This is a genomic window from Mitsuaria sp. 7 (genome assembly GCF_001653795.1).
In the GTDB taxonomy this organism is placed as follows: Bacteria; Pseudomonadota; Gammaproteobacteria; order Burkholderiales; family Burkholderiaceae_C; genus Roseateles.
The window spans coordinates 5,120,621-5,146,820 of sequence record NZ_CP011514.1; the positions used below are offsets into that span (position 1 = coordinate 5,120,621).

Annotated in this window: 25 protein-coding genes; 17 read left to right on the forward strand and 8 right to left on the reverse strand. The window is 69.4% G+C overall.

The window, feature by feature from the left end:
• Positions 1-3: 3 nt before the first annotated feature.
• The 5 genes from ABE85_RS22510 to ABE85_RS22530 all read left to right on the forward strand — a co-directional run bounded on the left by ABE85_RS22510 (position 4) and on the right by ABE85_RS22530 (position 4,931).
• On the forward strand, positions 4-1,227 hold the full coding sequence (locus ABE85_RS22510; RefSeq protein WP_067280045.1) for an acetate/propionate family kinase: 1,224 nt from the start codon (positions 4-6) through the stop codon (positions 1,225-1,227).
• A gap of 2 nt (positions 1,228-1,229) precedes the next feature.
• Positions 1,230-1,601: a hypothetical protein gene (locus tag ABE85_RS22515; protein WP_082938859.1), complete on the forward strand. Its 372-nt coding sequence runs from the start codon at positions 1,230-1,232 to the stop codon at positions 1,599-1,601.
• A gap of 75 nt (positions 1,602-1,676) precedes the next feature.
• Positions 1,677-2,282 carry a DJ-1/PfpI family protein gene (locus tag ABE85_RS22520; protein WP_067280052.1) on the forward strand — a complete coding sequence of 202 codons (606 nt, stop codon included), beginning with the start codon at positions 1,677-1,679 and terminating at the stop codon, positions 2,280-2,282.
• A 54-nt stretch (positions 2,283-2,336) separates the two neighbouring features.
• Positions 2,337-3,974: a peptide chain release factor 3 gene (locus ABE85_RS22525; protein ID WP_067280054.1), complete on the forward strand. Its 1,638-nt coding sequence runs from the start codon at positions 2,337-2,339 to the stop codon at positions 3,972-3,974.
• A gap of 147 nt (positions 3,975-4,121) precedes the next feature.
• Positions 4,122-4,931 (forward strand): ABC transporter substrate-binding protein, encoded by an 810-nt coding sequence (locus ABE85_RS22530; protein WP_082938860.1) that lies wholly within the window; start codon positions 4,122-4,124, stop codon positions 4,929-4,931.
• Here ABE85_RS22530 and ABE85_RS22535 read toward each other — a convergent pair.
• Entirely contained in the window at positions 4,882-5,955 is a 1,074-nt protein-coding gene (locus tag ABE85_RS22535; protein ID WP_067283356.1) for an NAD-dependent epimerase/dehydratase family protein, read from the reverse strand. The two genes, ABE85_RS22530 and ABE85_RS22535, sit on opposite strands and share 50 nt — an antisense overlap.
• 161 nt (positions 5,956-6,116) lie before the next feature.
• Here ABE85_RS22535 and ABE85_RS22540 point away from each other — a divergent pair, with 161 nt between their 5' ends.
• Positions 6,117-7,142, forward strand: a complete 1,026-nt coding sequence (locus ABE85_RS22540) for a LysR family transcriptional regulator (protein WP_082938861.1) — start codon at positions 6,117-6,119, stop codon at positions 7,140-7,142.
• Here ABE85_RS22540 and ABE85_RS22545 read toward each other — a convergent pair whose 3' ends face one another.
• A complete protein-coding gene (locus ABE85_RS22545; protein ID WP_067280057.1) occupies positions 7,143-8,096 on the reverse strand; it encodes an MBL fold metallo-hydrolase in 954 nt (317 codons plus the stop codon).
• Between the two features lie 432 nt (positions 8,097-8,528).
• On the opposite strand from ABE85_RS22545, the gene ABE85_RS22550 reads away from it, so the two are divergent.
• The 8 genes from ABE85_RS22550 to ubiA all read left to right on the forward strand — a co-directional run bounded on the left by ABE85_RS22550 (position 8,529) and on the right by ubiA (position 16,046).
• Positions 8,529-9,299: an ABC transporter ATP-binding protein gene (locus tag ABE85_RS22550; RefSeq protein WP_067280060.1), complete on the forward strand. Its 771-nt coding sequence runs from the start codon at positions 8,529-8,531 to the stop codon at positions 9,297-9,299.
• Positions 9,299-10,009 carry an ABC transporter ATP-binding protein gene (locus ABE85_RS22555; RefSeq protein ID WP_067280063.1) on the forward strand — a complete coding sequence of 237 codons (711 nt, stop codon included), beginning with the start codon at positions 9,299-9,301 and terminating at the stop codon, positions 10,007-10,009. The genes ABE85_RS22550 and ABE85_RS22555 overlap by 1 nt, the downstream gene beginning before the upstream one ends.
• Positions 10,010-10,158: 149 nt before the next feature.
• Complete coding sequence (locus ABE85_RS22560; protein WP_067280065.1) at positions 10,159-11,367, forward strand: ABC transporter substrate-binding protein; 1,209 nt, start codon at positions 10,159-10,161, stop codon at positions 11,365-11,367.
• Between the two features lie 20 nt (positions 11,368-11,387).
• Entirely contained in the window at positions 11,388-12,275 is an 888-nt protein-coding gene (locus ABE85_RS22565) for a branched-chain amino acid ABC transporter permease (RefSeq protein WP_067280068.1), read from the forward strand.
• Positions 12,272-13,258, forward strand: coding sequence for a branched-chain amino acid ABC transporter permease (locus ABE85_RS22570; RefSeq protein ID WP_067280072.1), 987 nt, complete (start codon positions 12,272-12,274; stop codon positions 13,256-13,258). Before ABE85_RS22565 ends, ABE85_RS22570 begins: the two co-directional genes overlap by 4 nt.
• Before the next feature lie 122 nt (positions 13,259-13,380).
• A complete protein-coding gene (locus ABE85_RS22575; RefSeq protein WP_067283361.1) occupies positions 13,381-13,722 on the forward strand; it encodes a helix-turn-helix domain-containing protein in 342 nt (113 codons plus the stop codon).
• Positions 13,723-13,731: 9 nt separating this feature from the next.
• Complete coding sequence (locus ABE85_RS22580) at positions 13,732-15,081, forward strand: type II toxin-antitoxin system HipA family toxin (protein WP_067280075.1); 1,350 nt, start codon at positions 13,732-13,734, stop codon at positions 15,079-15,081.
• 47 nt (positions 15,082-15,128) lie between these two features.
• Positions 15,129-16,046, forward strand: coding sequence for a 4-hydroxybenzoate octaprenyltransferase (gene ubiA / locus ABE85_RS22585; protein ID WP_067283363.1), 918 nt, complete (start codon positions 15,129-15,131; stop codon positions 16,044-16,046).
• 10 nt (positions 16,047-16,056) lie between these two features.
• On the opposite strand, the gene ABE85_RS22590 is transcribed toward ubiA, so the two are convergent.
• The 5 genes from ABE85_RS22590 to ABE85_RS22610 all read right to left on the reverse strand — a co-directional run bounded on the left by ABE85_RS22590 (position 16,057) and on the right by ABE85_RS22610 (position 20,917).
• Positions 16,057-16,671, reverse strand: a complete 615-nt coding sequence (locus ABE85_RS22590; protein ID WP_082938862.1) for a DUF4337 domain-containing protein — start codon at positions 16,669-16,671, stop codon at positions 16,057-16,059.
• A gap of 101 nt (positions 16,672-16,772) precedes the next feature.
• Positions 16,773-17,936: an HPP family protein gene (locus tag ABE85_RS22595; RefSeq protein WP_067280078.1), complete on the reverse strand. Its 1,164-nt coding sequence runs from the start codon at positions 17,934-17,936 to the stop codon at positions 16,773-16,775.
• Positions 17,936-18,496 (reverse strand): chorismate lyase, encoded by a 561-nt coding sequence (locus tag ABE85_RS22600; protein ID WP_067280080.1) that lies wholly within the window; start codon positions 18,494-18,496, stop codon positions 17,936-17,938. Before ABE85_RS22600 ends, ABE85_RS22595 begins: the two co-directional genes overlap by 1 nt.
• Positions 18,497-18,576: 80 nt before the next feature.
• Positions 18,577-19,392, reverse strand: coding sequence for a pyrroline-5-carboxylate reductase (proC, locus tag ABE85_RS22605; protein ID WP_067280083.1), 816 nt, complete (start codon positions 19,390-19,392; stop codon positions 18,577-18,579).
• An 85-nt stretch (positions 19,393-19,477) separates the two neighbouring features.
• A complete protein-coding gene (locus ABE85_RS22610) occupies positions 19,478-20,917 on the reverse strand; it encodes a PLP-dependent aminotransferase family protein (protein WP_067280087.1) in 1,440 nt (479 codons plus the stop codon).
• A gap of 186 nt (positions 20,918-21,103) precedes the next feature.
• On the opposite strand from ABE85_RS22610, the gene ABE85_RS28140 reads away from it, so the two are divergent.
• Positions 21,104-21,472 carry a hypothetical protein gene (locus ABE85_RS28140; protein ID WP_197507125.1) on the forward strand — a complete coding sequence of 123 codons (369 nt, stop codon included), beginning with the start codon at positions 21,104-21,106 and terminating at the stop codon, positions 21,470-21,472.
• Here ABE85_RS28140 and ABE85_RS22620 read toward each other — a convergent pair.
• Positions 21,420-25,007 (reverse strand): L-glutamate gamma-semialdehyde dehydrogenase, encoded by a 3,588-nt coding sequence (locus tag ABE85_RS22620; RefSeq protein WP_082938863.1) that lies wholly within the window; start codon positions 25,005-25,007, stop codon positions 21,420-21,422. The two genes, ABE85_RS28140 and ABE85_RS22620, sit on opposite strands and share 53 nt — an antisense overlap.
• 114 nt (positions 25,008-25,121) lie before the next feature.
• Between ABE85_RS22620 and ABE85_RS22625 the strand changes: the two genes are divergently transcribed.
• Positions 25,122-25,592, forward strand: a complete 471-nt coding sequence (locus ABE85_RS22625) for an Lrp/AsnC ligand binding domain-containing protein (protein ID WP_067280091.1) — start codon at positions 25,122-25,124, stop codon at positions 25,590-25,592.
• A 176-nt stretch (positions 25,593-25,768) separates the two neighbouring features.
• A complete protein-coding gene (locus ABE85_RS22630; protein WP_067280094.1) occupies positions 25,769-26,173 on the forward strand; it encodes a hypothetical protein in 405 nt (134 codons plus the stop codon).
• Positions 26,174-26,200: the final 27 nt, after the last annotated feature.

Sequence of the window (26,200 nt, forward strand, 5' to 3'; positions counted from 1 at the left end):
GCAATGGATGCACGACTTGAAGGCGAATTCATCGCGGTCGTCAACGCGGGCTCCTCCAGCATCAAGCTGTCGATGTACTCGTTGCACGAGGATCGCCGGCGGGGCCCGCTGCGGCTCGAACTGCGCGCGCAGGTCGAAGGCATAGGCACCGCGACGCCGCACTTCGAGGCCTCGCATGCCGACGGCTCGAAGGCCGGTTCGCGGGACTGGCCCGTCGGCGACACGCTGATGCATGAGGGCGCGCTCGATCACCTGGTCGAGTTCGTCACCCACGAGTTCCCCGGCATCCGGATGCTGGGCATCGGCCACCGCGTCGTGCACGGTGGCACCGCGTTCGCGCAGCCGGTGCGGGTGACGCCGCCGGTACTGGCGCAACTGGAGACCCTGACGCCGCTCGCGCCGCTGCATCAGCCGCACAACCTGGCACCGATCCGCAGAGCCTTCTCGGCGCTGCCGGGACTGCCGCAGGTCGCCTGCTTCGACACGGCCTTCCACCGCGGCCAGTCCGACATCGCCGATGCCTTCGCCCTGCCCTATGCGCTGTTCGAGGCCGGCGTGCGCCGCTACGGTTTCCACGGCCTGAGCTACGAGTACATCGCCTCGCGGCTGCCGGCGCTGTCGCCGCGGCTGGCGGACGGCCGCGTCGTCGTCCTGCACCTGGGCAACGGCGCCAGCGCCTGCGCGCTGCACCGCGGCCGCAGCATCGCCAGCAGCATGGGCTTCACCGCCGTCGACGGCCTGCCGATGGGCACGCGCAGCGGCGCGGTCGATCCCGGCGTGCTGATCTACCTGATGGACGAGCAGCGCATGGATGCGCGCGAGCTCGAGACCCTGCTCTACAAGCAGTCCGGCCTGCTGGGACTGTCCGGCATTTCCAGCGACATGCGCCAGCTGCTGGCCAGCGACGCGCCGCGGGCGCGTTTCGCGATCGACGTCTTCGTCCACCGCGTCGCCCGCGAGATCGGCGCGCTGGCGGCGGAAATGGGCGGGCTGGACGGGCTGGTCTTCACCGCCGGAATCGGCGAGCATGCGGCGGAGATCCGTCGGCGCGTGCTGTCGCGCTGTCTGTGGCTGGGGGTGTCGGTGCAGGACGCCGCCAACCGCGAGGGACCGGCCGAGCGCCGGATCAGCACCGTCGACAGCCGGTGCGAGGCCTGGGTCATCCCCACCGACGAGGAACTCATGATGGCCCGCCACACGTTCCGGCTCCTGGCCGGGGAGGAGTGACCATGCGAACGCCCAAGCAACGCCACAGCCACGAGGAGTGGGAGAAGACCGTGGAGGACGTGGACCTGCAGATCGCGCAGCTGGCGATCATGTGCCACGTGCGGCTGCTCGATCCCGGCGTCATCGAGCGCGTGCTCGACAACGACCTGCGCATCTGCGGCGACGGGCACGAGAGCGGCTTCGAGAAGCTGCGCGGCATGCTCTACCTGCACTACGAGGTCCAGGCCCGGCTGGCCGAGGAACTCGGCCCGGTCGACGCGGCCGAGGTCGTCCAGCGGGTGCGCCAGCATCTGCTGGTGCGCATCGGCACGCAGCTCGGCACGCTGGGCACGCCGCGGGCGCCGGGTGGCGCCGGCGGCCCTGACGGTCAATAACCCCGACGGCTTGGGCCCCGCGCGCAGCGGCGCTACAGTGGGCCGATCGCCTTGCGGGCCTCCCGGGTCTCCCTCATGCGCATTGCCATCCTCTCCTTCGACGGCTTCAACGAGATCGACAGCTTCATCCCGCTGGGACTGCTGAACCGGCTCAAGCCGCTGGGCTGGTCCGCCGAGCTGTGCGGGCCGGGACCGGCGGTCACCTCGATGAACGGCGTGACCGTCCAGCTCAAGCATCCGCTCGAATGGGCCAACGAGGCCGATGCCGTCTGGTTCGGCTCGGGCATCTACACACGGGCGATCGCGGAGACCTCGGCCGTGCTGGACCGGTTGCAGCTCGATCCGACGCGGCAGCTGATCGCGTCGCAATGCTCCGGCGCGCTGCTGGTGGCACGACTGGGGCTGCTCGGCGATGCGCCGGCCTGCACCGACTCGTCCACGCGTCCCTGGCTGGTCGAGGCCGGCGTGCGGGTCCTCGACGAGCCCTTCCACGCCCGCGGCCCGGTGGCGACCTCCGGCGGCTGCCTCGCCTCGCAGTACCTGTCAGCGTGGCTGATGTGGAGCAAGGCCGGCGAGGCCGCCGCGCGCGATGCGCTGACCTACGCGGCGCCCGTCGGGGAGAAGGACGAGTATGTCGAGCGGCTGCTGGCGAAGGTGCGACCCTTCATGCCCGAGCAATGAGCCCCTCGCGCGGTGCATGGCCGATAATCGCGGGTTCGCCGCCCCAGAGCCGCCATGTCCACCGACCTCTCCCGCATCCCGTCCGAAGTGCGCCGTCGCCGCACCTTCGCCATCATTTCCCACCCTGACGCGGGCAAGACCACGCTGACGGAGAAGCTGCTGCTGTTCTCCGGCGCGATCCAGATCGCGGGGTCGGTGAAGGCGCGCAAGGCCTCGCGGCATGCGACGTCCGACTGGATGGAGATCGAGAAGCAGCGGGGCATCTCGGTGGCCTCGTCGGTGATGCAGATGGAGTACCGCGACTGCGTCATCAACCTGCTGGACACCCCGGGCCACCAGGACTTCTCGGAAGACACCTACCGCGTGCTGACCGCCGTCGACGCGGCGCTGATGGTCATCGACGCGGCCAACGGCGTGGAGCCGCAGACCCGTCGCCTGATCCAGGTCTGCCGCGCGCGCAACACGCCGATCCTGACCTTCGTCAACAAGATGGACCGCGAGGTCCAGGAACCGCTGGCGCTGATGGACGAGATCGAGCGCGAGCTGGGCATGACGGTGGTCCCGTTCACCTGGCCGGTCGGCATGGGCAAGCACTTCCACGGCGTGATGGACCTGCGCCAGCAGCGCATGCGCGTCTTCGCGCCCGGCGAGGACCGAGCCGCCGGCACCGAGGAAGTGCTGGACGGACTGGACAACCCGGCCTACGCCGATCGCTTCGGCATGCAGTACGAGAACGCGCAGGGCGAGATCGAGCTGGTCCGCGAAGCCGCGCCGACCTTCGACGAGGAAGCCTTCCTCGGCGGCAGGCAGACGCCGATGTTCTTCGGCTCCGCGGTCAACAACTTCGGCGTGCAGGAAGTGCTGGACGCGCTGGTCGAGCTGGCGCCCGCGCCGGCCGAGCGCGCCGCGATGCAGCGCGTGGTGCAGCCGGAGGAACCGAAGTTCACCGGCGTCGTCTTCAAGATCCAGGCCAACATGGACCCGGCGCACCGCGACCGCATCGCGTTCCTGCGCGTGGCCTCCGGCCACTTCGAGCGCGGCATGCGCCTGAAGGTCGTGCGCTCCGGCAAGGAGCTGCGCCCCAACACGGTGGTGAGCTTCCTGTCGCAGCGCCGCGAGCTGCTGGACGAGGCCTTCGCCGGCGACATCATCGGCATCCCCAACCACGGCGTGCTGCAGCTCGGCGACACGATCACCGAGGGCGAGGCGCTGCAGTACACCGGCCTGCCCTTCTTCGCGCCGGAAATGTTCCGGTCCGTGGAAGTGGCGGATCCGCTCAAGACCAAGCAGCTGCGCGAAGGTCTGCGCCAGCTCGGCGAGGAAGGCGCGATCCAGGTCTTCCGTCCCGAGGCCGGCAGCGTGCTGCTGCTGGGCGCGGTCGGCCAGCTGCAGTTCGAGGTCGTCGCGCACCGCCTGGAGCATGAGTACGGCGTCAAGGCCCGCGTCATGCCGGCGCGCTACAACGTGGCGCGCTGGGTGACCTGCGACGAGGCCGACGGCGGCGAGAAGGAACTGCGCCGCTTCATCGACCACAACGCGCACCGCGTCGCGTGGGATGCGGTGAACGCGCCGACGGTGCTGCTCGAGTACGCCGGTGAGCTCCGCGCGATGCAGGAGAACTGGCCCAAGATCAAGTTCCACGCGCTGCGCGAGCACGCGGGCCTGGTCTTCCAGAAGCAGATGGACGCCTGAGGCTCACGACCCGGACGTGAACCGGCCGGCTCCGCGAGCGCACTCGGGGTCAGGTCTTTCCTTCCCAGGCGGGGTGTCGTGACCTTGTTGACGTTCATGCGCCGACATCGTTGTCAGCCTGTCATCACTCCTTCCTACACTCTCGCGATGTCCGACCAGAGCCCACCCCTGCCGGAGCGCCGTCTGTGCTGCCTCCTGCTGGCGGCGGGTCTGCTGCCGGGCGCGGTGCCCGCGGCGATGGCGGTGCCGGCGGCTCGTGCGCGGGTGGGCCAGGGGTCGGCCGAGCTGGTCGCGTTCACGGAAAACCTGCCGCCGCTGAACTACGCCGAGGGCAGCGAGGCGCGAGGCTTCAGCACGGAACTCCTGACGCTGATGGCCGCCGAAGCCGGCGTGCCCGTGCGCGTCCAGGTGCTGCCGTGGCAGCGGTCGGTGCAGGAGGCGGCGCGGCGCACGGACAGCGTGCTGTTCTCGCTGACGCGCACGCCGGAACGCGAGACCCAGTACCGCTGGGTCGGGCCGATCAGCCCACGGCGCATCCTCGTCTACCGGCTGAGCCACCGCACGGAGGTGCGCCCCACCAGCCTCAAGCAGCTCAACGGCTGGCGTCTGGGCGCGTCGCGCGACTCGGCGGCTGCGAAGCAACTGATCGCCGACGGGCTGCGGCCGGAGACCGAGCTGGAACTCGGCCTCGACGACGCCACCAACCTGCGCAAGCTGCTGGCCGGCCGCATGGACCTGATCGTGCTGCTGGACTGGGCCGCGGCCTGGCATCTGCGCGAGCTGAAGCTGCCCTACGCGACCCTGACCCCGGTGCTGCCGATGGACGTCGACAAGTCCTACTGGTACGGCCTGCCGCTGGACGGAGATCCGGCGGTGGCGCGACGCCTGCAGGCCGCGCTGGACCGCCTCAGGCGGGATGGGCGCTACGAGCGCCTGCGCCAGCACTACTTCGATTGAGCGTCGACGTGCCGGGCGTCCCTGCACCCGCAGCGGCGGCAGGCAGGCAGCCCAGCGCTTCCAGCGTGCGCTCGATCGCCACATCGAGCGGCGTGTACGGCACGCCTCCCGCGTCGGCCAGCTCGGTGGCAAGACGCGCCTCGCCCATGCGCAGCGGCTCGCGCCACAGGTAGCGCATCTCGGCCAGCTCGCGGAACAGCGGCACCACCGGCTGGGCCAGCCGCACCGCCCACCAGGGGAAGCGGGTGAGCCGCGGCTGCCGGCCGGTCCTGCGCTGGACGACGCGGCTGATCGCCGCCGCCATCTGGCGTCCGTCGCCATCCCAATGACCGGCGAAATGGAAGCGGGCGAAGGCGGGCAGCGTGTCGCAACGCTCGATCAGCGCGGCCATCGCCGTCGCGACGTCAGGCAGATAGGCCCATTGATGGCCGACACCGTCGGTGCCTGGCTGCTGGATCCGCGTCACCGGCTGGCCCGGCGTCACGAGCCCTTGCGAGAACCAGCTGTTCACCGCCCCCGGGCCGAAAAAGTCGCCGGCCCGGAGCACGATCGCCCGGAAGTCGCCCCGCTCGGCGCCTTCCTGCAGACGGCGTTCCATCTCGACGCGGATCGCGCCCTTGCGAGTCAGCGGGCGCTGCGGCGAGTCCTCGGTCGGATGCGGCATCGCGTCGGACCCAAAGTTGTAGACGGTGCCGGGCAGCACGACGGTGGCGCCGCGCGCCGACGCGGCGGCGATGGTGTTGTCGAGCATCGGCAGCACCAGCTCGCTCCAGCGACGGTACCCGGGCGGATTCACGGCGTGGACGATCACGCTGCAGCCCGCCGCGGCGCGCTGAACATCCTGGGCATCGAGCGCATCGCCGCGCAGCCACAGCAGGCCGTCGCGATGTTCCGATTCGCCGGCCAGTCCGCGCTTGAGCGCCCGCACCGTCCACCCCGCGTCGCGCAGGGCGCGGGCCACCGCGCCGCCGACACCGCCGCTCGCGCCGAGCACCAGCGCCGTCCGCCGCGCCACCGCCGTCATCGCGGCCAGCACACCGATCGCATCCATCGAAGTCATCGCATCCATCGTCAGCTCCTGTGGGACCTCGCCGGTCCGGTTGGGTGAAGGCATGGGATGGATTCTGGAAAAGAGCGGCTTTCCTGGAAATTACCGAGCATCGACAGGCGGCTATACATTTCTGCATGGCTTCGAAGACTTCCTCGCCGGCGGCGGTTACCCCTGCGCCAGCGCGCTCCATCGGTTCCTCCGGTTCCTCCGGTTCCTCCGAATCCTCGGAGTCCTCCAGATCCTCCAGTTCCGGCATCGCCTGGGAGTGGTACCGCTCCTTCCTCGGCGTGCTGCGGGAGGGCTCGCTGTCAGGGGCCGCGCGGGCGCTGGATCTGACGCAGCCGACGGTCGGTCGGCACGTGGCGGCGCTGGAGGCGCAGGTGGGGCAGTCGCTCTTCGTGCGCACGCCCGCCGGCCTGCTGCCGACGGAGGCGGCGCTGGCGCTGCGCCCTTATGCGGAGGCGATGGACAGCACTGCAGCGGCGTTGGAACGCACCGCGCGCAGTCACGGCGACGGCGTGCGCGGCATCGTGCGGGTGACTGCGAGCGAGGTGATCGGCGTGGAGGTGCTGCCCCCGCTCATCGCCGAGCTGCGCGAACGCCATCCGGCGCTGATCGTCGAGCTGGTACTGAGCAACCGCGTGCAGGACCTGCTCAGACGCGAGGCCGACATCGCGATCCGCATGACGCCGCCGAAACAGGAGCAGCTGATCGCGCGGCGCGTCGGCGTGATCGAGGTCGGACTGCATGCGCACGAGCGCTACCTGGCCGCGCATGGAACACCGGGTTCGATGAAGGCGCTGGTCACGGAGGGCCACGCATTGATCGGCTACGACCAGCCGGCACCTTACGTGCGTGAGCTGGCGCGACACTATCCGGTGATGGTGCCCGAGAACTTCGCGCTGCGCACCGACAGCGACCTCGCGCACCTCGCCCTGATCCGCGCGGGAGCGGGATTGGGCTTGTGCCAGGTCGCGCTGGCCAGGCGCGATCCGGCGCTGCGCCGCGTGCTCGCGGAGGACCTCAGCATCCCTCTGGAGACGTGGATCACCATGCATGAGGACCTGCGGGACAGCCCGCGATGCCGGGCGGTGTTCGATGCGCTGGTCACCGGCCTCGAACGTCATGTCGAGGCCGGCGATCCCGCCCGTCTCAGCTGATCACGGCTTGACGCTGTAGTTCGCCGGCACCCAGCGATAGCCCTTGCCGTCCGCGGCCACGTGGCCGAGGCCCGGGAAGGACACGTGCGCGATCGCAACCCAGTAGCCGTTCTTCGCCGCGTCCGCGTAGGCCTTCTGGCGCTGCGGCATCGCCTGCTTCGAATCGCTGTCGAAGTTGATCGTCACCGACGGATCCGGGAACTGCACCGCCGCGACGTGCATCAGGTCGCCCCACACCGCCAGCTTCTGGCCCTGGCTCTCCACCATGTACACCGTATGCCCCGGCGTGTGGCCGTAGGCCGCGTGCGTGCGGATGCCCGGCACGAGCTCGGTCTCGCCGCTGAACGGCTTCAGGCGGCCGGCATCCTGGTACGGCTTCAGCGCCGCGATCGCGGCGCCGAAGAAGTCCTTGTGGCCCGGCGAGGCCTTCTCCGCATTCGCCGTGTTCAGCCAGTAGTCGGCGTCGTGCTGATCCATCCGGACCACCGCGTTCGGGAACACCGCCTGGCCGTCCTTCGTCAGCCCCGCGGCATGGTCGGGGTGCAAGTGGGTGATGTAGACCTCGTCGATCTGCTCCGGCTGGTAGCCTGCCGCCTTCAGGTTGGCCAGCAGCTTGCCCGTCGTCGGACCGAACGCGCCGTTGGCGCCCGTGTCGATCAGCACCAGCTTGGTGCCGGTGTTGATCAGGTAGCCGTTGATCGAGGTCTCCACCGGCGGCTTCAGGTAGTTCTTGCCCAGCGCCTTCACCACCGTGCCGGGCTTGGCCTTGTCCATCAGCTGGTCGACCGCCAGATCGACCGTGCCGTCGCTCAACGCGGTGATCTCGAAGTCGCCCAGCATCAGCCGGTAGTAGCCCGGCGCCTGCGTCTTCACCTGCGGCGCGGCCGCTTGCACGCCTGCAGCGGCCAGTGCGATGGCGAGGCCGAGGGCGGCGAATTTTCCGGAACGGATCATGGGGAATCTCCTGTGGATGTGAAGCGTGGGTTCGACGTGACGCGTGTGTTCGACGCGATGTGTGCGTTCGAGGAACGGGTGTGTTCGAACTGGCGCGCAGCATAGCCACGCTGCGAGGGGCCCACCCGCCCCGTTCGGAAGAAGCATCGTTCCCTCGCAGGAGATTCCGGTGACACGCGTTCGTCAAGACGGCGTTGTGGCACGTCCTGGCCCCTTCAAGAAAGCACCGCGTCAGCGGTCTGCGTCAGCCTCGTGCAAGACGCCTGCGGCGTCATGTGGAACCCCCGCGCCGCAGCGAGCACAGAGGCCCGAGGGTTAGCCCTTGCGCAATGCTGCGTAAAGGGTTTTACGCTGTCGAGGGGCCCCGCCAGGGCCCTAAATTCCTGGCTCCACTACAGAGGCACCGGACCACCGGCGCCCACCCTTGCGCCGATGAGCAACCTCATCCTGGAGACACGCAAACTGACCAAGGAGTTCAAAGGCTTCACCGCCGTGGACTCGGTCGACCTGCAAGTGCAGCGTGGGCATATCCACGCGCTGATCGGTCCGAACGGCGCCGGCAAGACCACCTGCTTCAACCTGCTCACCAAGTTCCTGACGCCCACCCGCGGCCAGATCTTCTTCAACGGCATCGACATCACCGGCGAGAAGCCCGCGCAGATCGCGCGCCGCGGCGTGATCCGCTCGTTCCAGATCAGCGCGGTGTTCCCGCACCTGACGGTGCTGGAGAACGTCCGCATCGGCCTGCAGCGCTTCACCGGGACGAGCTACCACTTCTGGAAGGGCCTCGGCGGTCTGTCCAAGCTGGACGGCCGCGCGCTGGAGCTGCTGGAACTCGTCGACCTGCGCGACATGGCCTCGCTGCGCGCCGCCGACCTGCCCTACGGCCGCAAGCGCGCGCTGGAGATCGCCACGACGATGGCGATGGAACCTGAACTGATGCTGCTGGACGAACCGACCCAGGGCATGGGCCACGAGGACGTGGACCGCGTCACCGCGCTGATCAAGCGCGTCGCCGAAGGACGCACCGTGCTGATGGTGGAACACAACATGAAGGTGATCAGCAGCATCGCCGACCGCATCACCGTGCTGGCCCGCGGCGCCGTGCTGGCCGAGGGCGACTACGCGACCGTGTCCCGCCATCCGAAGGTGCTGGAGGCCTACATGGGCTCCGAGGCCACCGAGCTGCAAGGGGCGCATTGATGGCCTACGCGCTCGAGATCAAGGGACTGCAGGCCTGGTACGGCGAGAGCCACATCCTGCACGGCATCGACCTGGCGATCCCGCAGGGTCAGGTCTTGACGCTGCTGGGCCGCAACGGCGCCGGCCGCACGACGACGCTGCGCGCCATCATGGGCCTGACCGACCGCCGCAGCGGTTCGATCAAGGTCCACGGCCAGGAGAGCGTCACGCTGCCCACGCACCGCATCGCGCGACTCGGCCTGGGTTACTGCCCGGAGGAGCGCGGCATCTTCGCGTCGCTCAGCACGGAGGAGAACCTGCGCCTGCCGCCGGTGTTCAAGAGCGGTCGCGGCAAGGTCATGTCGGAGGACGAGATCTACGCGATGTTCCCCAACCTCTCCGAGCGCCGCCACAGCCCGGGCACGCGGCTGTCCGGCGGCGAGCAGCAGATGCTGGCCGTGGCCCGCATCCTGCGCACCGGCGCGGACATCCTGCTGCTGGACGAGATCTCCGAGGGCCTGGCCCCGGTCATCGTCCAGGCGCTGGCCCGCATGATCACCGCGCTGAAGGCGCAGGGCTTCACCATCGTGATGGTGGAGCAGAACTTCCGGTTCGCCGCGCCGCTGGCGGACCACTTCGTCGTGATGGAACACGGCCAGGTGGTCGAGTCCTTCGCCGCCGCGCAGCTGGACAGCAAGCGCGCGCTGCTCGACGAGCTGCTGAGCGTGTGACGGAACGCGCCGCCGCCGTCACGCACGACCCCGACATCCGAGCGTCCGATACCGGCCTCCCGATACCGACCGCCCGATACTGATTTTCCGAGCTTCGAGTCTGAAACCCGCATGGGCCCATTGAGGCCGTTAGAACAAGGAGACAAGCGATGAAGACCACCCTCAAAACCGTTGCCCTGGCCTCGGTGCTGGCCTGCGGCAGCCTCGGCGCGCAGGCGCAGATTTCCGGCGACACGATCAAGATCGGCATCATCACGGACATGTCGAGCGTCTACGCCGACATCGACGGCGCCGGCGGCGTGGAGGCCATCCGCATGGCCATCGCCGACGCGAAGGGCCAGGTCGCGGGCAAGAAGATCGAGCTGGTCTTCGCCGACCACCAGAACAAGGCCGACGTCGCCGCCTCCAAGGCGCGCGAGTGGTTCGACACGCAAGGCCTGGACCTGCTGATAGGCGGCACCAACTCCGGCACCAGCCTGGCGATGGCCAAGGTCGCGGCGGAGAAGAAGAAGCCCTTCATCTCCATCGGCGCCGGCACCTCGCGCCTGACCAACGAGGAGTGCACGCCCTACACCATCCACTACGCCTACGACACGGTGGCCCTGGCCAACGGCACCGGCGCGGCGGTGACCAAGTCGGGCGGCAAGACCTGGTACTTCCTGACGGCGGACTACGCTTTCGGCACCTCGCTGCAGGCCGACACCTCGGCGGTGGTGGCCAAGTCCGGCGGCCAGGTGCTGGGCGCGGTGAAGCACCCGCTGAACGCGAGCGACTTCTCCTCCTTCCTGCTGCAGGCGCAGAGCTCCAAGGCGCAGATCCTGGGCCTGGCCAACGCGGGCGGCGACACCATCAACGCGGTGAAGGCGGCCAACGAGTTCGGCATCACCAAGACGATGAAGCTGGCCGGCCTGCTGATGTTCATCAACGACGTGCACTCGCTGGGACTGAAGACCACCGAAGGCATGTACCTGACCGACAGCTGGTACTGGAACCAGAGCCCCGAGTCGCGCGCCTGGGCGCGCCGCTTCTTCGAGAAGATGAAGCGCATGCCCTCGTCGCTGCAGGCGGCGGACTACTCGGCGGTGTCGCACTACCTGAAGGCGGTCGAGGCGATCAAGTCCGACGACGGCGACAAGGTCGTGGCGCAGATGAAGGCCACGCCGATCAACGACTTCTATACGAAGGGCACGATCCGCAAGGAAGACGGCCGCGGCGTGCACGACATGTTCCTGCTGCAGGTGAAGTCGCAGAAGGAGTCCACCGAGCCGTGGGACTACTTCAAGGTCGTGACCCGCATCGCGGGCGACGACGCGTTCACCAAGCTGGCCGACTCGAAGTGCCCGCTGGTCAAGAAGTGAGCTGAGGCCGGAGACACCGCATGACCGATTTCTTTGGCGTCCCGTTGCCGGCGCTGCTCGGCCAGCTCCTGCTGGGGCTGGTGAACGGATCCTTCTACGCGATGCTGTCGCTCGGGCTTGCGGTGATCTTCGGCATGCTGAACATCATCAACTTCGCCCACGGCGCGCTCTACATGATGGGCGCGTTCCTGGCGTGGTTGGGGTTGGAATACTTCGGCATCAACTACTGGGCGATGCTGCTGATCGCGCCGCTGATCGTGGGCGTGTTCGGGCTGGTGATCGAGCGGCTGCTGCTGCAGTGGCTCTACAAGCTCGACCACCTCTACGGCCTGCTGCTGACCTTCGGGCTGACGCTGGTGATCGAGGGGGTGTTCCGCTCCTTCTTCGGCGTCGGCGGGCAGCCGTACTCGGCGCCGGAGGCGCTGTCGGGCGCGACCAACCTGGGCTTCATGATCCTGCCGAACTACCGGGCGTGGGTGGTGGTGGCCTCGCTGGTGGTGTGCCTGGGCGTGTGGGTGCTGATCGAGAAGACCTCGCTGGGTGCGACGCTGCGCGCCGGCACCGAGAACCCGAAGCTGGTGCAGGCCTTCGGCGTCAACGTGCCGCGGCTGGTCACGCTGACCTACGCGGGCGGCGTGGCGCTGGCGGGCTTCGCCGGGGTGCTGGCCGCACCCATCCTGCAGGTCAATTCGCTGATGGGCTCCAACCTGATCATCGTGGTCTTCGCGGTGGTGGTGATCGGGGGGATGGGTTCCATCCTCGGATCGATCCTGACCGGCCTGGGGCTGGGCGTCGTCGAGGGCCTGACCAAGGTCTTCTATCCGGAGGCGTCCAACACGGTGGTGTTCGTCGTCATGGCCCTGGTCCTGCTGGTGCGTCCCGCCGGCCTGTTCGGCAAAGAGAAATGAACAAGAAACCGCTGGGCTACGGGGCCCTGTTCCTCGCCATCGCGCTGCTGCCCTTCCTGGGCGTGTATCCGATCTTCGCGATGAAGGTGATGTGCTACGCGCTGTTCGCGTGCGCCTTCAATCTGCTGATCGGCTTCACGGGGCTGCTGAGCTTCGGCCACGCCGCCTTCCTGGGCGCGGCGGCCTACGGGGCCGGGCACGCGATGAAGGTCTGGGGTTTCCCGCCGCTGGTGGGCATCGCGTTCGGCACGCTGATGGCGGCGGTCGCGGGACTGGTGTTCGGGCTGCTGGCGATCCGGCGCTCGGGGATCTACTTCTCGATGATCACGCTGGCGCTGGCGCAGATGCTGTTCTTCTACTTCCTGCAGGCGCCGTTCACCGGCGGCGAGGACGGCCTGCAGTCGGTGCCGCGCGGCAGCCTGCTGGGCATCAACCTGGAGAGCGACAGCGCGCTGTACTACCTGGTGCTGGCGATCTTCGTCTTCGGCTTCTGGCTGATCTACCGGACGGTGCACTCGCCGTTCGGGCAGGTGCTGACGTCCATCCGCGAGAACGAGGCGCGCGCGACCTCGCTGGGCTACGACGCGGCGCGCTTCAAGCTGATGGCCTTCGTGCTGTCGGCCGCGCTGGCCGGGCTCGCCGGCGCGACCAAGACGCTGGTGCTGGGCTTCGCGACGCTGACCGATGCGATCTGGACCACGTCCGGGCTGGTGATCCTGATGACGCTCGTGGGCGGCATGGGGACGATGGTGGGACCGATCGTCGGGGCGCTGGTGATCATCGCCCTGGAGAACAAGATCGGCGACCTCGGCCAATGGCTGGCCAACCTGACCGGGATCCAGTGGTTCACCGGGCTGGGCGAATCGGTCAGCCTGGTCACCGGGCTGATCTTCATCGTGTGCGTGCTGGCATTCCGGCGCGGGCTGGTGGGCGAAGCGGGCGCGCTGTGGGAGCGGCTGCGCAAGACGGAGAATGCTCGTTAAATCGAGCACTATCGCTTTAAAGCTCGATTTAACGAACATCGAATCGGCTTAGCTTTGCTAGCCATTTCGACAGAATGCTCGTAATATCGAGCCTTAACGCGTTAAGGCTCGATTTAACGAACATGAAAGTCGACCAGGCTTCCGTGCTCCCCGCACACTTGCAGACCGAGAGCGCCCAGTTGGGTGAGCGCCTCGCCCGGTTGCGGGTGGCCCGGCAGATCAAGCAGGCTGACGCAGCCATCCGGGCGGGACTGTCTCGCAATACCGCCTACCGGATCGAACGAGGTGACCCCGGCCTCGCCATCGGCCAGATCCTGCGTTATCTAGACGCGATCGCCCCGGGGCTGACGCTCACGCATCTCCTGACCGAAAGCGATCCGGCGCTTTTCCAGCAACAGCAGGAAGAGCAGCGCCAGCGTGTACGCGGGCTGACGCAGGCGGAAATGCAGGAACTGGATTTCTGAGGGCGATTCATGGCGGCCAAGGAAACCAAGCTCACCGTCTTCGCGCATCTGGGATCTGCCTGGGCACCCTGCGGCCAGCTCCAGCTGAACGAGCAGGATCAGGAACTCCAGGGTTCGACGCTGGCCTATGGGTTGAACTACCTGCGACGGTCTGACGCCATCGAAATCGATCCGGTGAGCCTGGGTCTGCTCGATCGTGAACGGGTCCGTGGTCAACGGTTGCGCCCGATCAACAACCTCCCCTTCTTCGGCGGCATCCGCGACGCGGCGCCAGACGCGTGGGGACGCCGAGTCATCGAAGCCAAGCTGCGCGTGCCAGCCAACAGCCTGCCGGAATCCCAATACCTGATCCACGCCGGCAGTGAACGCGTCGGCGCGCTCGATGTGCGGACGGGGCTGGCCGACGGCCCGAGTCCGGGTGTCAGTTCCTGGCACACGCTGCAGCACCTGATGGAAGCCGCGGAGCGCATCGAAGAGGGTGCGCCCGTCCCCGCACATCTGGATGCCATCTTCATGAACGGTGCGTCATTGGGAGGTGCGCGCCCGAAAGCCTCAGTCCGGGACGACGACGGCGTGCTGTGGCTGGCGAAATTCGCCAGCCGCCAGGACCGCATGGACATTCCCGCCATCGAATGCGCCGCGCTGCGCCTGGCGGCCGAGGCCACGCTGTCCGTGCCGCCCGTCAAGACGCTGACCATCGGCGACCGTCACGTCATGCTGATCCGACGTTTCGATCGCTATTGGTCCTCCGATCAACTGCCCGCCGTCGAGGACGATCCCACCCTGCTCGAGGCAACGCCGGCCGACGGCCTGGCGGAACGACGACTGGCGTTCAACAGCGGCCTGACCTGGCTGGGGTGCGACGAGAGCGAGTCGCGGACCAAGGCGTACGCGGACCTCGCTGCGGCGATCCGCCGCTACGCGCATCCCGATACGGTCCGCGCCGGCAACACCGAGCTCTTCAAGCGCATGGTGTTCAACATCCTGGTCAGCAACGACGACGACCATCTGCGCAATCACGGCTTTCTGTGGGATCCACGACTGCAGGGCTGGCGACTCAGCCCGCTCTACGACGTGATGCCTCGACCCAGCCTGGCAAGCGAACGATTCCTCCATCTGGGCATCGGGCCGTCAGGTCGATTGGCCACGCTCGACAACGCGCTGGCGGCGCACGGCGGATTCACGCTTTCCGAGCGCGATGCGGCACTCGCCATCGACGAGGTCTGGCGCGTCGTCCGCCAATGGCGCATGTACTTCGAGCAGTTCGGCGTCGGCGCACAGGAGATGGATCGGATCGCCCCCGCGTTCCGCCACATCGACGACATCTCGACGGCGGAGCTGCGGCGCAAGCTTGGCTGAACGATGCGCGACGGGCGAGCGACTTCCGCGGCGCGACAATGCGCGCCATGACTTCCGCAGCCCCCGCTCCCGCCGCGCCGTCGCGTCTGTCGCTGTACCTGAACCTGATCCGCTGGGACCGCCCGGCCGGCACCTACCTGCTGCTGTGGCCGACGCTGGCCGCGCTGTGGATGGCCGCCGACGGCTGGCCGGGCTGGCACCTGCTGCTGGTCTTCACCATCGGCACCTTCCTGATGCGCAGCGCGGGCTGCGCCGTCAACGACGTCGCCGACCGCGACTTCGACAAGCACGTCAAACGCACCGCCCAGCGGCCGGTGACCTCGGGGCTGATCTCCGTGAAGCAGGCGCTCGTGCTCGGCGCGGTGCTCGCGCTGGTCGCCTTCGCGCTCGTGCTGACGACCAATCCGCCGACCATCCTGCTGTCCTTCGCCGCGCTGGCGGTGACCATCCTCTATCCGTTCACCAAGCGCTGGGTCTCGATGCCGCAGGCCGTGCTCGGCGTGGCGTTCTCGTTCGGGATCCCGATGGCGTTCTCGGCGGCGCTAGGCGGGCGGGAGTGGAGCCTGCAGGCGATCCCGGCCTCGGTCCCGATGGCCGCATGGGGACTGCTGGTCGCCAACCTGTTCTGGGTGCTGGCCTACGACACCGAGTACGCGATGGTCGACCGCGACGACGACATCCGCATCGGCATCAAGACCTCGGCGCTGACGCTGGGGCGCTTCGACGTCATCGGCGTGATGGCGTTCTACGTCGCGTTCCTCGCGCTGTGGGCCGCGCTGGGGCTGCGGCTGGGCATGGGGCACTGGTTCCTGGCCGGGCTCGCGGTCGCGGCGGCCCAGGTGGTCTGGCACTACACGCTGATCAAGGACCGCAGCCGCGACGGCTGCTTCAAGGCCTTCCGCGAGAACCACTGGGTCGGCTTCGCGATCTTCGCGGGCACCGTGGTGGATCTGACGCTGCGCTGAGCGGCTCGTTCTACGACAGCCACTGCACGATCACGTCCGGGTGCAGCGGCCAGCCGCCCAGTCCCGCGAACCCCATCAGCACGCCGAAGACCGTCGGCACCATCGCCGCCGCGTACAGCCACCACAGCTGCGTCAGCGCGGTCACCGCCAGCATGGCGATCGCGATCGCCAGCAACGCATCGGACAGGTCGAACTGGTCGTCCCGGTAGTTGAGCGCGTCGTAGCGCTGCTGGTCGGCTTCGGCCTGCTTGCGGAGCTCGTCCTTCTTGGCGGCCTGGTCCGCGGCGAGCGCCTCGTAGTGCGCGATCGCCTCGCGGTAGCCGCCGGCCGCCGACGCCGGCGCGCCGATCGCCTGCAGCTTCAGCTGCGTCAGAGCGGCCTTGGCGACTTCCTCCCGCGCGTTGCGCGCCTGGTAGAAGGACCAGTGATCGATCTTGTCGGCCTGCGCCTGCTGCATGCCCTGGCCGATGTTGTCGTCCTTGATCTTGCAGATGCCCATGAAGGTCGCCAGCAGCGCGACGGTCAGCGCGACCGCCACGTTGAGCCGGGACTGCGACGTCGGCGCTTCAGCCCGCCCGTTGGCTTGACGGGCGGTCTCAATCAGTTCGTCGGGGTCGATGTCCATCGGCGGCACGGTTCAGGAATGGCCGCGGCAGCATACCGAGCGAAGCTGAGCGGGACCTGTACGTCCGCTTAGCCGCGGCCTAGATGCGGTTCAGGCGTCGCTCAGAGCCGGTCCACGCGCGCCAGGGCCGACACCAGGTCCGACTGCGTCAGGATGCCCACCAGCCGCGCCTCCTCGCCGACGATGGGGATGTGGTGGTGCCCGGTCGCCGCGAACAGCGGCACCAGGTCCGCCAGCGGCCGGTCCGCGCTGGCCACCCGCACCTGCCGGCTCATGATCTGGCCGACCACCTCGGCCTTGTCGCTGTGCGTGGCCGGTGTCGAGCGGATCAAGTGGCGCAGCCGCGCCGCCCAGTCCTCGTGCACGTCCAGCGACGCGCCACGCATGAAGTCCGCCAGCGTGACGATGCCGACCACGCGCCGCGCCCGGTCCACCACCGGCAGGGCCTTGATGTGATGCGTCCGCAGCAGCGACCACGCCTCCTGGAGCGGCGTGCCCCATTCCACCGTCTTCACGTCGCGCGACATGACGTCGGCGCAGCGCAGTGTCGTCATCCGCCGCCGCGCGGCCAGCAGGCCGGCCTCGTCGACGATGGCCTGCAGATCGTCCCGGGGAATGTCCAGCACCTGGTTGTAATGCGCCAGGACGGTATCCAGGTCGATGCCGCTGAACGCAGGCGACTCGCCCACCGTCCCGCCGGCATCGCCGGTGGTGCCGCTTGCCGCCGCAACGGGAACGGCGGTCTGCGGGTGCGGATACTTGCGTCCGGTGACGCCGTTGTAGGCCATGCCGGCGAGGACCATCAGCACCGAATTCAGCAGCACCGGATCGAGCACGAAGCGCCAGTCGTGCACGCCGCTGAGCACCATCAGCAGCGCCGCCGCGCCACCGGGCGGATGCAGACAGCGCAGCAGGAACATCAGCCCGATCGCGCCGCCGACGGCGATCGCGGCGGCCAGTTCCGCCGCGCCGCCGAACAGGTGCACGCAGACGATGCCCACCAGGGCCGACGCCGTGTTGCCCATCACCACGGCCCACGGCTGGGCCAACGGACTGGCGGGAACGCCGAACACGAGCACCGCACTCGCGCCCAGCGGCGCGATGAGCCACGGCACGCCCGGGGCATGGCGCGACAGCCATTCGGTCAGCACGCCGGTCAGCAGCAGGCCGGCGATCGCGCCGGCCACCACCCGCAGCCGCTCGCGCGCGTCGACGCGCATCGGCGCCGGTCGGAACGCCTGCAGCCAGTGGCGGAATCGATTCATCACCGGCGCGGCCTCGACTTGCGTCGCAACGGTCCGGGATCGCGCAGCGCGACGTCGGGCACGAACATCTCCATCACCCGCAGCTGCTGCCCGTGCCGGGTGAAGACGGAGTTCCGCGACCACTGCATCTGCGCGGGCGCTTCGGTCCCCGTGGCGGCCAGCCATTGGCGCTGCATCTGGCGGTGCGTCGCGCCATGGCGCGTCACGCGCCGCGGTTGCAGCTCGCTGCGATGGATGCGGGGATCGTCGTAGAGCAGATGGCCGAGCGGCCGGCTGCCCAGTCCCTTCAAGGCTTTCCAGGGACCGGCCACCGCGTGGCCATGCACCGCCGAGCGGGCCCACACCAGCGGCTGCCCGTCGACGCGCAGCAGCACCTCGCGCACGAGCGTGAGTCCGCGCTTGGGCAGCCCCAGCGCGGCGCGCTCCTGCGGCCGCAGCGGCGCGGTGGTCTGGCGCAGCACCTGCACCTCATAGCGACGGCCGGTCGCGGCCAGGCGCTTGCTCAGCGAGCCCGGCGCGCGCAGCCACGCACGCAGGCCCCAGCGATCAGCGATCCCCATGGATGGATGCAGCTTTCAGGAATCAGTCGGTGGTCCGCCGACGAGCAACGCGTGGGCCGTCGGCCTCGGGCGCCGCGGCATCAAGCGCGGCCAAACTCGTCGCCCAACTCGCCGGCGCGTCGGTGCGCGGCTTTCACCGCGCGCTCGATCGCTTCGCCCACGCCGTCGGCCTGCAGGCTGGTGATCGCGGCGTGCGTGGTGCCGCCCTTGGACGTCACCTTCTCGCGCAGCGCGGTCGGCGAATCGCCCGACTGCAACGCCAGCGCCGCGGCACCGCCGCAGGTCGCCAGCGCGAGCTCGCGCGCCTTGGCCTCGTCCAGGCCCAGCGCGCGCGCCGCGGCGACCATGTGCTCGACGAGGAAGAAGAAGTAGGCCGGTCCCGAGCCCGACAGCGCGGTGACCGTGTCGAGGTCGCCCTCGTTGTCGACCCACACCGTGCGTCCGGTCGGCTGCAGCAGCTGCTCGACCAGCGCGCGATCGTCGGCGGTGACGGCCTCGCTGGCGAAGAGCCCCGTGATGCCCTGCCCGATCAACGCCGGCGTGTTGGGCATGCCTCGCACCACACGCGACGCGCCGGTCGGACGCGCGATCGCGTCGCTGCGCAGGCCCGCCATCACCGACAGCTGCAACGCGCTGGCGACGTGAGGCGCGACGGGCACAGCGGCTTCCTGGAAGAGTTGCGGCTTGACCGCCCAGACGACCGCGCGAGCCCGCGCGAGCGAGGCATCCGCCGCCGCGAGCGGCTGGATGCCGAAATCGGCGGCGAGCCGATCGCGCTGCGCCTCGAAAGGCTCGACCACCAGCAGGTCCTCGGCCGGGAAACCGGCCCGGCGCAGGCCGCCGACGATGGCGCTGGCCATGTTGCCTCCGCCGATGAATGCGATGCAGGAACTCATGGGCCGGCAGTTTAGTCCCGCCCCGGCGCTGGAGCGGGTCCACCTCGGGCGCTCAGCGCGCCATCGGCTTGCCATCAACTCGCCATCAACGCGCCCTCAGCATCGATGCGCAGAGCTCGCCCAGCGTCACGATCGCCCGACGCTGTGCGTCATCCATCGGGTTGCCTGCGTTGATGCGGATGAAGTTGTCGAAGCGCTCGGAGTTCGAGTACATCAGCCCGGGCCCCAGCCGGATGCCCTTCTCCAGCGCGGCGTCGAACAGCGCGAGCGAGGACAGTCCCTCGGGCAGCTCGACCCACAGGCTAGGCCCGCCCGGCGGCAGGCTGAGCCGCGTGCCGGCCGGCAGTTCATCGGACAACGCCGCCACCATCTGCTCGCGCTGCGTCGCCAGCTTCGCCCGCAGCGCGCGCAGGTGGCGATCGATCTGGCCGCCTGCCAGGAACTCCGCCAGGATGGCCTGCCCGAGCATCTCGTTGGGCCGGCTCTGCGCGTACTTGAGGATCTCCACGCGCGACTGCCAGCGCCCCGCGGCGATCCAGCCCACGCGCATGCCGGGCGCCAGCGTCTTGTGCAGCGACGAGCAGAAGATCACCCGCCCCGTCGTGTCCCAGGACTTGATCGCGCGCTGCGGCGTCTCGCACAGCAGCGCGTAGGTGTCGTCCTCGACGAGCGCGAGATCGCGCGCCTCGCAGACCGCCAGCAACGCCTGCTTGGCATCGTCCGGCATCACCGCGCCCAGCGGGTTCTGCAGGTTGGGCACGACGACCACGGCCTTGAGCCGGGGCTCCTGCATCGCGGCGGCTTCGAAGGCCTCGACGGACAGGCCCGTGTGAGGACTCGTCGGGATCTCCAGCGCGCGCAGCCCCAGGCTCTCGAGCAGTTGCAGCAGGCCGTAGTAGGTCGGCGATTCGACCGCGACGGCATCGCCCGGCGTCGTCACCGCCCGCAGTGCGATGCCGAGCGCTTCGGTGCAGCCGTGCGTGATGACGAGTTGCGACGGGTCGAGCTGGATCTGTGCGTTGAGCGCCAGGCGCGACAGGCCCTGGCGCAGCGCGAGCAGGCCTTGCGGATCGGGCTGGGTGCCGAGGATCTCCGGCCGGCGACGCAGCAGCCGCTGGCCGTGCAGCGCCAGCGCGCGCGTCGGGTACAGCGAGGGATGCGCGCACGCGCCGGAGAGATTGACCTCCGGCTTTGCGGCGATGCCGCGGGTGAGGATCTCGGAGATGCGCTCGTGCACGCCGACGAAACGCGCCGGGTCGGCCTGCGTCTGGCGCGGCTCGGCGGCGCGCGCCAATCGGTTCGGACGTGGCGGTCTCACGAAGTAGCCGGCGCGTTGGCGGGCCTGCAGCAGGCCCTGGCTTTCGAGCAGCCGGCAGGCCTGGAGCGCGGTGCTCAGGCTCACGCGATGCAGGCCCATCAGCGTGCGCACCGAGGGCATCCGGCTCCCCGGCGGCATCGTGCCCGCCGCGATGGCCTGGCGGTAGTGCGCGGCGACCTGCGCGTACAGAGGGTCCGAAGCATCCATGCCGGCGATTCTGCGCCCGCAGGCGCGCGCGACACCGGAACAGCGGGCGGGCCGTCGATACGGAACAGACCGGCCGCGATCGCTGTTACGCAGAACAAAAGGCGCCGCTGTGCCTGTCACGCCGCGTCGTCGATGGGAACACTGGATCCCCATCCCATCGAGGCGCCCCGCCCGGGCGAAGTCGTCATGTCCCTCGCCGCCGTCCTGAGATCCCTGCCCCTGCCGTGGCCCTGGCAGGCAGCGCCCGCCCGCGTGATGCGGCCCGTCGCGACGCCGCTGGAGCAACGCCTGGCCCCCGGTCAGTCGCTGATGCTCAAGCTCGCCCGCGGCACCGTGATGCATGTGGAGGCCGGCGTCGTCGATGTCGAGGACGCCCCCGCGCTCTGGGCCGATCAGTGCTGGCCGCAGGCGCGCCGCTTCAGGAGCGGCGAGGTCTGGGTCGTGCCGCGCACCGGCTGGTGGCGGCTGGAGGGCCGGGTCTCCCGCGACCCGGCCTGCCGTCTCAGTGCACGCCCGCCAGCAGCGCGGCGTTCCCACCGGCCGCCGCCGTATTGATCGTCAGCGTCTGCTCCGCGACGAGGCGGTAGAGCTGGCGCGCATCGGTCAGCTCGACCATCGGCACGACCGGCAGGATCGCGCCGTCACGGCCCGCCAGCTCGCGCTGCACCGGCACCTGCAGCGTCGCCGGCGCGATCACGCCCGCCAGACGCGTTGCGCGCAGCACGGTGCCGAGCTGGTCCGCCGGCACGATCTGCATCGCCGCCGCCGTCACGCCGCCACGCATCAGCGCCGTGCGCAGTTCCTGCGCCACATCGCCGCCACCGACGATCACGACCGCGTTGCCCGCCACCAGCGCCGCGCCCAGGGCGCGTGCCAGTTCTTCCGGCGACGCGCCCTGCGCCAGCACGGCGATCACGCCGCGGCCGTGCAGGCGCAGCTCGTTGCTCTCACCGGTCGGGCCGGGCAGCTTCACGTCGACCAGCGAGCGACGGGCGCCCGCTGCAAGCGTGCGCCAGGCGCCGGCGACCACCGGTCCCTGGCCGGCCGCGGAGCGCTCCAGTGCTGTCGCGCGCTCCTCGACCGAGCGTTCGGCCCAGCCCTCATGCGCGGTGAACAGCGGCGACAGATCGGCGCCCGCGCCCGTCGTCGACAGCGCCGGCGCCTCGGCGGCAGCGTCCACCTTCGGCTGAGCGACGAAGCGCAGCAGGTAATGCGGACCGCCCGCCTTCGGGCCGGTACCGGACATGCCTTCGCCGCCGAAGGGCTGAACACCGACCACCGCGCCGATGATGTTGCGGTTCACGTAGACGTTGCCGATGCGCGCCTCCGACGCGAGCCGCAGCGCCCGGCTGTCGATGCGGGTCTGGATGCCCAGCGTCAGGCCGTAGCCCAGCGCGTTGATCTGGCGCACGACGCCGTCGACATCGCCGCCCCAGCGCACCACGTGCAGCACCGGGCCGAAGATCTCCTTCTTCAGCGAGGCGATCGTCGGCAGCTCGACCGCCACCGGCGCCAGCAGACGCGGGCAGGCATCGGCGGGCACGGCCTCGGCGATCAGCGTCGCCTCGCGCTTGAGGCGCTGGACGTCCTTGGACACGCCCTCGAAGGCTTCGTCGTCGATCAGCGGGCCGACGTCGGTCGCGAGGTCCGCACTGTCGCCGACGCGCAGTTCCTTGACCGCGCCGCGCAGCATTTCGATGACGCCGTCGGCGACCGCCTCGTGCACCGCCAGCAGTCGCAGCGCCGAGCAACGCTGACCCGCGCTGCGGAAGGCCGACTGAACGACGGCATCGATGACCTGCTCCGGCAGCGCCGTCGAGTCCACGATCATCGCGTTCAGACCGCCGGTCTCGGCGATCAGCGGCAGCGCGGCGGCGCCGGGCTTGGCGGCCAGCTGGCGGTTGATGATCTGGGCCACTTGCGTGGAGCCGGTGAAGCACACCCCCGCCGTCTGCGGCGCGGCCACCAGGCGCGCGCCGACGGTCTCGCCGCGCCCGTGCACCAGTTGCACCGCGTCGACGGGAACGCCCGCCCCGTGCAGCAGCGCGACGCATTCGCGGGCCACGGCCGGCGTCTGCTCAGCGGGCTTCGCGGCGACCGCGTTGCCGGCGGCGAGCGCGGCCACGACCTGGCCGGCGAAGATCGCCAGCGGGAAGTTCCACGGCGAGATGCAGACGAACACGCCGCGGCCGTTCAACGCGACGCCGTCGACGGCCAGACGCTCGGCTTCGTCGGCGTAGTAGCGCAGGAAGTCGATGGCCTCACGCACTTCGCTGATCGCGTCGCCCAGGCTCTTGTAGGCCTCCTTGACCAGCAGCGCGCAGAACTGCGGCAGCTGGGCCTGTATCGCATCGGCGGCGCGGCGCAGCACGGCGGCGCGCTCGGCCACGGGGGTCGCGTTCCAGCCCGCGAAGCCACCTTGCAGTCGCGTCATCACGGCGTCGACCTCCTCCGCCGTCGCTTCGACCAGCACCGGCACCGTGCACTGCGCCAACGCGTCCAGCAGCGTCTTTCGCTGCTCCGGCACGGCGAGGTCCAGGCCCGATGAGTTCTCGCGGCCACGGCCCGTCGTGTCGCGGTAGAGGTCGATCGGCAGCGGCAGCGAAGCCTCGTCGCGGATCTCCGTCATCGGCGACGCCAGCAGCTCTTCGGGCGCGACGGTCGGATCGGCCAGCTGGTGGACGAAGGACGAGTTGGCGCCGTTCTCCAGCAGGCGTCGCACGAGGTAGGCCAGCAGGTCGCGGTGCTCGCCGACCGGCGCGTAGACGCGGCACGGGATGGCTCCGTCCTTCAGCACTTCGCGATAGACGCCCTCGCCCATGCCGTGCAGGCGCTGCATCTCGAACTTGGCCCCCAGCGCGCGCGCCATCTGCAGGATGGCGGCGACCGTGCCGGCGTTGTGCGTCGCGAACTGCGGGTAGATGACGTCGTGATGCCGCAGCAGCGCCTGCGCGCAGGCCAGGTAGGAGACGTCGGTGTGCGGCTTGTGCGTGTAGACCGGATAGAACGGCAGCCCCTGCTCCTGGGCGCGCTTGATCTCGCCGTCCCAGTAGGCGCCCTTCACGAGTCGCACCATGAATTTCAGACCGTGCTTGTGGGCGATCGCGGCCACCGCCTCGACGACGTCCCGAGCGCGGGTCTGGTACGCCTGCACCGCCAGACCGAAGCCGCGCCACTGCGGGAAGTGCGTCGCGATGCGCGCCGCCAGCGTGTCCAGCAGCTCCAGCGAGAGTTCGAGCCGGTCGACTTCCTCGGCATCGATCGTCAGGTTGATGTTGGCCTGCGCGGCCTTCTCGACGAGTTGCCACACGCGCGGCAGCAGCTCGGCGTAGACGCGCTCGCGCTGCAGGACCTCGTAGCGCGAGAACAGCGCCGACAGCTTGATCGAGATGCCGTCGCTGCCTTCCGGCGATTCGGCCTTGCGGCCCGAGGCGATGGCGGCGATCGCGTTCAGGTACGAGGCCTGGTAGCGCTCGGCGTCGCGTTCCGTGCGGGCGCCTTCCCCCAGCATGTCGTAGGAGAAGCGCAGTTGCGCCTGCACCTTGCGCGCGGCGTCGGCCTCCTTCATCGCTTCCTGGATGTTGCGGCCCAGCACGAACTGGCGGCCCAGCAGCTGGATCGCGCGCACCGTCGCGGCCACCACCGTCTGCGCGCCGAGGCGCTTCATCAGGCCGGAATCGGCCTCGGCATCCGGCAGGAATTTCTTGGACAGCGAGATCGCGCTCGCCGCCAGCCCGGCCAGCATCTTGTGCGGGCCATCCGAGGCGCCGTCGAAGTCGGCGCGGCCGAGCTGGTCCGCCGTCAGGGCGATGGCCGTCTCCGCGTCCGGCACGCGCAGCAGCGCTTCCGCCAGGCGCATCAACGCCAGGCCCTCGGCGCTGGTGATCGGGTACTCGCGCAGCAGCGATTCCATGGCCCAGAACGGCGCCGGGTTCCCGCGCACCTGCTGCACCCACGGGCGCGCCTGATCCACCACCGCCTGCCAGTTCAGGGCCTGCATCTCCGCGGCGAGCGCGCGCACCAGGGGCAGTTCCTCGCGGTACGGGTCCGGCAGGCGGGAGGTTTCCAGGGGAAGGGGGAAGGCGGTCATAGAATCCTCGGATGTTCGTGCGAGGGGCGCTCCCCTAGCGAATGGCGGGAGTTTAGGAAGTAACGCTCCGAATTACTCACCAATGTTTCTGCACTCGACCGGATGGAATCCAGCATGAGCAGCGTTGAAGACCTGGACAAGATCGATCGCCGCATCCTGGGGCTGCTGCAGCAGGATGGTCGCATCAGCAACCTGAAACTGGCCGAGGAGGTGCAGATGTCCGCGACGGCGGTGCTGGAGCGGGTCCGCCGCCTCACCCGGGACGGCTTCATCCTCGGCTACGAGGCGCGGCTGAACCCCGCCAAGCTGGGCGCGCAGATGCTGGTGTTCATCGAGATCCTGCTCGACCGCACGGTGCACGACGTCATGGACAACTTCCGCGCCGCGGTGCAGGCCCGGCCGGAGATCCTGGAATGCCACCTGGTGGCGGGCGGCTTCGACTACCTGCTCAAGACCCGGGTGTCCGACATGACCGCCTACCGGGAGTTCATCGGCGCCGTGATCTGGACGCTGCCCGGCGTTCGCGAGACACGGACCTACGCGGTGATGGAAGAGGTGAAAAACACGACCGCGCTGCCACTGTGAACGGGACTGCGCTGTCCAGCGATCTGCTTGTGATTTCCACACACCGCCGGCCATTGCAAGCGAATTCAAGGGGGAGATGTCCTCCCCCTTCAGCCCCTCCATCTGCGGGCTGACGGTCGGGCCGCGACAGGATCACCATGGAGTGCCTCCTCCCCCGTGATCCTGAGGTTTCCGAGATGAAGTACCGGCCCTCCCAGACCCCCTCCCAGCTGCCGCGCACGAGCTCCCGGCCGTTCACGAGCGCCTCCGGACCCGACAGCGAGCTGCCCAGCCATTACGGCGACAGCCGGTTCAGCCATGGCGACAGCCGCTATTCCGACAGCGGCAGCAGCTTCGGCGATTCCGACTTCGGTGCGGAACCGCCGCCCAGGCGGACGCTCGTCGGACCGGTGGAAAGCTGGCACGACTCCAGTTTCATCCTGCGACGCGGCCTGGAAGTGCGCGAGGTCAGCGCCAAGGAATGGCGCGTGTGGGCAGAGCCCCCTTCAGCGCCGTCCGCATCGTCGGCTTCGCCTGCGTCGCCTTCCTCCTCAACGCCGACGCCGACGCGTCGGCGCATGACTGGCGATGGCAACGCCTGATCGGGCCTTGGCCAGTGGGCCGGAGGA